5 protein-coding genes and 2 pseudogenes are annotated in these 4,962 nt (G+C 68.7%); 6 read left to right on the forward strand and 1 reads right to left on the reverse strand.

What is annotated here, in order from left to right; genetic code table 11:
• From NBX02_RS13435 to NBX02_RS13455, 5 genes and pseudogenes are all read left to right on the forward strand, one after another.
• Positions 1-259, forward strand: a pseudogene (locus tag NBX02_RS13435) (hypothetical protein); the annotation flags it as partial.
• Positions 260-297: 38 nt separating this feature from the next.
• Complete coding sequence (locus NBX02_RS13440; protein ID WP_250291587.1) at positions 298-729, forward strand: hypothetical protein; 432 nt, start codon at positions 298-300, stop codon at positions 727-729.
• Between the two features lie 121 nt (positions 730-850).
• Positions 851-1,135 (forward strand): type II toxin-antitoxin system Phd/YefM family antitoxin, encoded by a 285-nt coding sequence (locus NBX02_RS13445; protein WP_250291589.1) that lies wholly within the window; start codon positions 851-853, stop codon positions 1,133-1,135.
• Positions 1,132-1,419, forward strand: coding sequence for a type II toxin-antitoxin system RelE family toxin (locus tag NBX02_RS23185; protein ID WP_445548415.1), 288 nt, complete (start codon positions 1,132-1,134; stop codon positions 1,417-1,419). The genes NBX02_RS13445 and NBX02_RS23185 overlap by 4 nt, the downstream gene beginning before the upstream one ends.
• A gap of 390 nt (positions 1,420-1,809) precedes the next feature.
• The gene (locus tag NBX02_RS13455; RefSeq protein ID WP_250286968.1) at positions 1,810-3,957 is read left to right on the forward strand and encodes a TIR domain-containing protein; all 2,148 of its coding nucleotides are present in this window, start codon (positions 1,810-1,812) and stop codon (positions 3,955-3,957) included.
• A 187-nt stretch (positions 3,958-4,144) separates the two neighbouring features.
• Here the strand turns inward: NBX02_RS13455 and NBX02_RS13460 are convergent.
• Positions 4,145-4,371 (reverse strand): annotated as a pseudogene (locus tag NBX02_RS13460) (hypothetical protein); the annotation flags it as partial.
• Positions 4,372-4,499: 128 nt separating this feature from the next.
• Between NBX02_RS13460 and NBX02_RS13465 the strand changes: the two are divergent.
• Positions 4,500-4,962, forward strand: a 463-nt coding sequence (locus NBX02_RS13465; RefSeq protein WP_250291591.1) for an excisionase family DNA-binding protein, incomplete at its 3' end; no start/stop codon positions are given.

Raw genomic sequence — 4,962 nt, forward strand, 5'->3', positions numbered from 1 at the left:
TCGGTCGACGCGAATAAGGGCCATGGCAGAGCTTATCGGCGGCGTCGAGCATCGCACGATCACGATTGTCGACTACTCTCCGGCCTGGCCGGCCAGATTCGAGCAGGAACGGCGACAAATCCTCACAGCGCTGGGGCCCTGCTCGACTCGTCCGAGGCGATGCTTGCTGCCGCGCAGCGGCGGCTGGCCGCCGAGCCGGCTGACGTTCGTGACCGTGTCCGGCTGGTGCGAGGAAGCGGCGAGGACGCGCCCGCCCTGACGCGGGGCCGACGATTTGCCGCTGTGCTGTGTCACGGCGTGTTGATGTATCTGTCCGAGCCGGCCCCGATGATCGAGGCCCTGTGCGCGTGCACCGTTGTGGACGGCATCGTCTCGGTGATGGCGCTCAACGCGGCGACCCTTGCCGTCCGCCCCGCGCTGGAGCGTCGGTGGGACGACGCGCGGGCCGCCTTCCACGCCCGGGGGGAGTGCGGCGTGCTGGGTTTGGACACGCGTGCCGACACCGTCGAGGAACTCTCCGGCCTGTTCGCTGATCGTGGAGTTCGCCCGCTGGCCTGGTACGGCGTGTGGCTGTTCACCGACTGGATGACCCTCGACGACGGGGACGACGGGGACGACGAGGACGACGAGGACGAGCTGACCAGGATCGCCGAGGTGGAACTCGAAGCCGGCCGGCGTGATCCCTACCGGCGGCTCAGCCGGGTGTTCCACCTTGTGGGACGCGGATGACCTGACGCGGTTGCCGGCTCTCCAGCGGACGCGGGCGTCAAACCACGGCGGTGATCGGTTCTTCGAGTACGCCTGTGATGTTGCCCGGCGGCTTCGGTAGCCCGTGACTATTATTCTGGTCATGGCGACGATCCCGTTGGCGGATGCAAAGGCACGGCTGTCGGCCGTGATGGACGAGATCCGAGACACCCATGAACGAGTGGTGATCACCCGGAACGGGCGACCCGAGGTGATCATGCTCGCTGTCGCGGATCTGGAGGCGTTGGAGGAAACCCTCGACCTGCTGTCCACGCCAGGCGCGGTGGAGCGGATCCGTCAGGCCGAGGCGGACATCGCCGCCGGTGAGGCCATCGGTGCCGACGAGCTACGTCGCGCGTTCGCCGTCCGGGTCGAGCGGGAACGGTGACCGACGACGCCTATCGGCTCTCGCTCGCCCCGGCCGCACACAGGACGCTGACCGAAGGCCCACCGGTCGGGCTGCCGCTCGCCGTGGCAGCCGCGGTGATCGAGTTCGTCACCGGCGCGCTGCTCGACAACCCGCAACGCGTCGGCAAACCACTGGCCCGCGAGCTACACGGCTATCACGCCGCCAGACGCGGCGCCTACCGCGTGGTCTACCGCATCGACGACCGCAGACGCATGGTCCACGTCGTACGTATCGACCACCGCGCCGACGTCTACCACACGTAGATGGCACGGTCCGCTGCCGGACATCAAAGCCCGAGGCAGAGGCGGATGCAATCCCAGCTCGCCCGCATCTGAAGTTCGTCTGAACCGGGTTCTGGAGCCACCCCTGGATAGCGGCAGACCCTCGGCTGCCAGCCAGTAGCGTCGACCATCAGTCCCCGTCTCCGGCCTGGCGCTCCGGTGCCAGCTCAGTAGATCCGATCGTCGAGACAGACGCCACGAGGTGAGCGCCGCGCTGATACCGCGAACCGCGCCACAGTCGATTCCTGGCCGTGGCGCCATGCCACGGCCCCAACTGCGAACTGCCCCGTCTGTCAGTCGAGTGCCAGTGCGACACCCTTGTCGCATAATGTCGCCGACTAGCACGGACTGTGCCGGTGGCACACTGGCGAGGTGACCATAGGCGGCGGCGCGGACGGCACGAGCGGCTACGAGAGCTACGACTTCTACGTGTCGTACGCGCAGGCGGACCGGGCCTGGGCAGAGTGGATCGCCTGGGCGCTGGAAGATGCCGGGTACCAGGTCCAGATCCGGGCCTGGGACTCCGTTCCCGGCTCCAACTGGGTTGCCAGCGTCGACGACGGCCTTCAACGGTCCGACCGAACAATCGTGGTGCTTTCCGACGCCTACATCCGCTCGGAACACCGCAAGGCGGAATGGCAGGCTGCCTGGGTCCGTGACCCGACCGGCAGTGGCCGCCGGCTTCTCGTCGCCCGGGTCGCGAACTGTGCGCCGCCCGGGTTGCTGGGCCCGGTCGTCTCGTTCGACCTGTTCGGCCAACCGGAAGACCAGGCCCGCTTTCAGTTGCTGTGGGCGGCGGGGCTGGCGGCCTCGGGCGGACGGGCGAAGCCCACCTGCGCGCCGCCCTACCCTCAGGACGGCAGGGCGGTACCCGTCCGGCCGTCGTTTCCCGAGCCTGATGTGCCAGGCGCCAGTGGGCATGGTGCCATCTTCTTCTCCTATCCCGAGCCCCGTGCCACCGCCATCTGCGCACCGAGCGTGCTGCTCAGGCCCGAACACCGCGTCGCGCCCTTCGTCGAGCTCAGCGGCGACAGGGCCGCGCTGCATCTCTGGGTGGCCGGGCCAGGCTTGTTCTCCGCGCGGCTGCTGGCTGGTGAGGCTGGATCGGGCAAGACGCGGCTGGCCATGCGGGTCTGCGAGGAGCTGAGCGAGCAGGGCTGGCTGACGGTCCTGGTCAACTCCTCGTTGAGCCAGGCCCAGCTCCGGTGCCTGCGCGAGGCCGATGTCCCGGTGATGGTGGTCGTCGACAGCGCCGAACCGCGGCTCGACCAGGCCGCCCTGATCGCTGCCATACTCGCCGAGGGGGCCGCGTCCGGCACCTCGCCGCGGCGGCTGCTCCTGCTCACACGGTCCGCCCAGTACCTGCTCCGGGATCTCCAGTCGCTGGCCGACACGCGGACCGCCGACCTTTTCCGAGCGGCCCAGGCCCAGTCGATAACCCCTCTTCCGGCCGGGCCCGACGCGCGGCGCGTCCATTTTGATGCCGCATACATGGCGTTTCGGACAGAGCTGCGACAGGCCGGGCCGATCGTCGTGCCGCCACCCGCTGATCTCATGCGTCTTCAGTCGGTGCTGGACGTACACGCGGCGGCGCTGAACGCCTCCCTCAGAGATATCCACAGCTCCCGGGCCCCGTTTGCCACGCTGATGGAACACGATCAGCATTGCTGGCGTGAGCTCGGCCGTCACGACGGCGACCTTCAGACAGGTCTGGCGGCCAAGATCTGCGCCCTGGCGACACTCACGCGGCCCGGCTCCTTCGCGGAGGCGGAAGCCCTGTCGGCCGCGCTGCCCGGCATACTGGGCGTCGACGCCGAAGGGATCCGGCAGTGCCAGAACGCGCTCGGCACGCTCTATCCGGGCCGATGGGCGTTCAGCCCGATCCGGCCCGATGCGTATGGCGAGTATCTGGCGGCGGTCGCGCTGGCGGTTGACCCGTCTCTCGCCCGTGCGCTGGGGTCCGCCTGCTCCGCCGACCAGGCAGCGAGCACTCTCACCGTTCTCGGTCGCGCTCTGCCCCGCCACCCGGAGCTGGCCACCGCGATCGCGGAGATGCTCCGGGCGAATCCCAACGAGTTCGTTCTCGTCGCCACAGAGGTCGCCACCCGGCTCCCTGACCCGGAACGGTTCGCGCGGGCCGTGGCCGATGCCTTCGACGACTCGGCGCTCGGCCAGCTCACGCTCATCACGGCGACGGAGCTGGCGGACCGGGTACGACGCGGCGGCCGGGAACTCGGCCCGCTACGTGGGCTCAGCCTGCGCGCCTCGGCGGCGAACGGGCGCAGGCTGACCGCCGGCTTGACCACGCCCGCCGCGCGGGATCCCAACCTGGCGAGTCTGACAAATATCCTCGACAAGGTGACAAACGGCGTTATCGACCTGTTCGTCGGCCTTGTCGATCCGGGTTCCGGACGCATGCCGTCCAACCCGGACGGGACGCCGGCCGTCCCGCCCGATCTCCTCGGAACATACTTCGACCTGCAACGATACTTCCGGGGATCGGATCCCGAGAAGAAGTGAGCCAGCAGGCGGAGGCAGGAGAACCGTCGGGACCTCCAGCGCCGATCATGCCGGCTGCCAGCAGCATCCGGATGTTGGAGGATTCGGGAACGCCTGGCTGAGGAAGCGGAACGTGCGTCGTTCATCGGCCCGTTCCCGTCCGGTCCGCGAGAACGACCTCACCGGACTCGCGGGGCCAGGTGGGTCATCAGGGGGTCAGGTTCCACAGGGCGTCGAGGGGAGAGCGCAGAGGCGGTCGCCGAAGGGCAGGGTTTGTTGGCCGGTGTAGAGGACGTAGCCGGCTACGAAGCGTGGGCCGAGCAGGTTCGCGAGGTGGCGCAGGCCGGCGAGGTCCTCGGTGCGGACGGTGGCGCCGGCTTTGACCTCGATCCCGACGACACGGCCGTCAGGGGTTTCCAGCAGCGCGTCCACCTTGACCTTGTCCGGTAGTGGTAGCAGTTGGTGCAGCTCGCCGCCGACACCGGCCCGTGTGCAGGGATTGCGGATGTTGCGATTGTTTCGGATAATGCGTTTGCAGGTTGTATGTTGTGGAGGTGACGGAGATGGCGGTGGAGATGACCGGTCAGGCTGGCGGCGCGGCCCGGCATCGGGACCCCGATGCGGAGCTTGCCCGGCGGGCGGCGCGACGCATCGGCGAGTACCTCACGACGCACCCCGGTGCCGATCCGGTCACGATCAGCGGTGAGCTCGCGGGCGACGATGTCCTGGTCGTGCCCCGAGAGGCGACTGTCCTGCTCGCCCAGATTCTCCGCGTCCTGGCACAGGGTGAGAGCGTCAACGTCACGCCTGACTCCGCCGAGCTGACCACTCAGCAGGCGGCCGACTTCCTGAACGTGTCCCGGCCGTATCTGATCAAACTGCTGGAGGCCGGTGAGATCCCGTTCCGTCTGGTCGGTACACACCGGCGGGTGACGTTCCGTGATCTCCACGAGTACAGGAGCCGCGACGACCTGGCGCGGCGGCGCACGGCGGACGACCTGACCGAGCTGACCCAGGAACTGGGGC

Source organism: Protofrankia sp. CiP1_Cm_nod1 (genome assembly GCF_920888515.1).
Taxonomy (GTDB): domain Bacteria; phylum Actinomycetota; class Actinomycetes; order Frankiales; family Frankiaceae; genus Protofrankia.

Excerpts from the sequence above, each read along its gene's own strand:
- NBX02_RS13445 (WP_250291589.1), top strand. The coding sequence starts at position 851 with ATGGCGACGATCCCGTTGGCGGATGCAAAGGCACGGCTGTCGGCCGTG.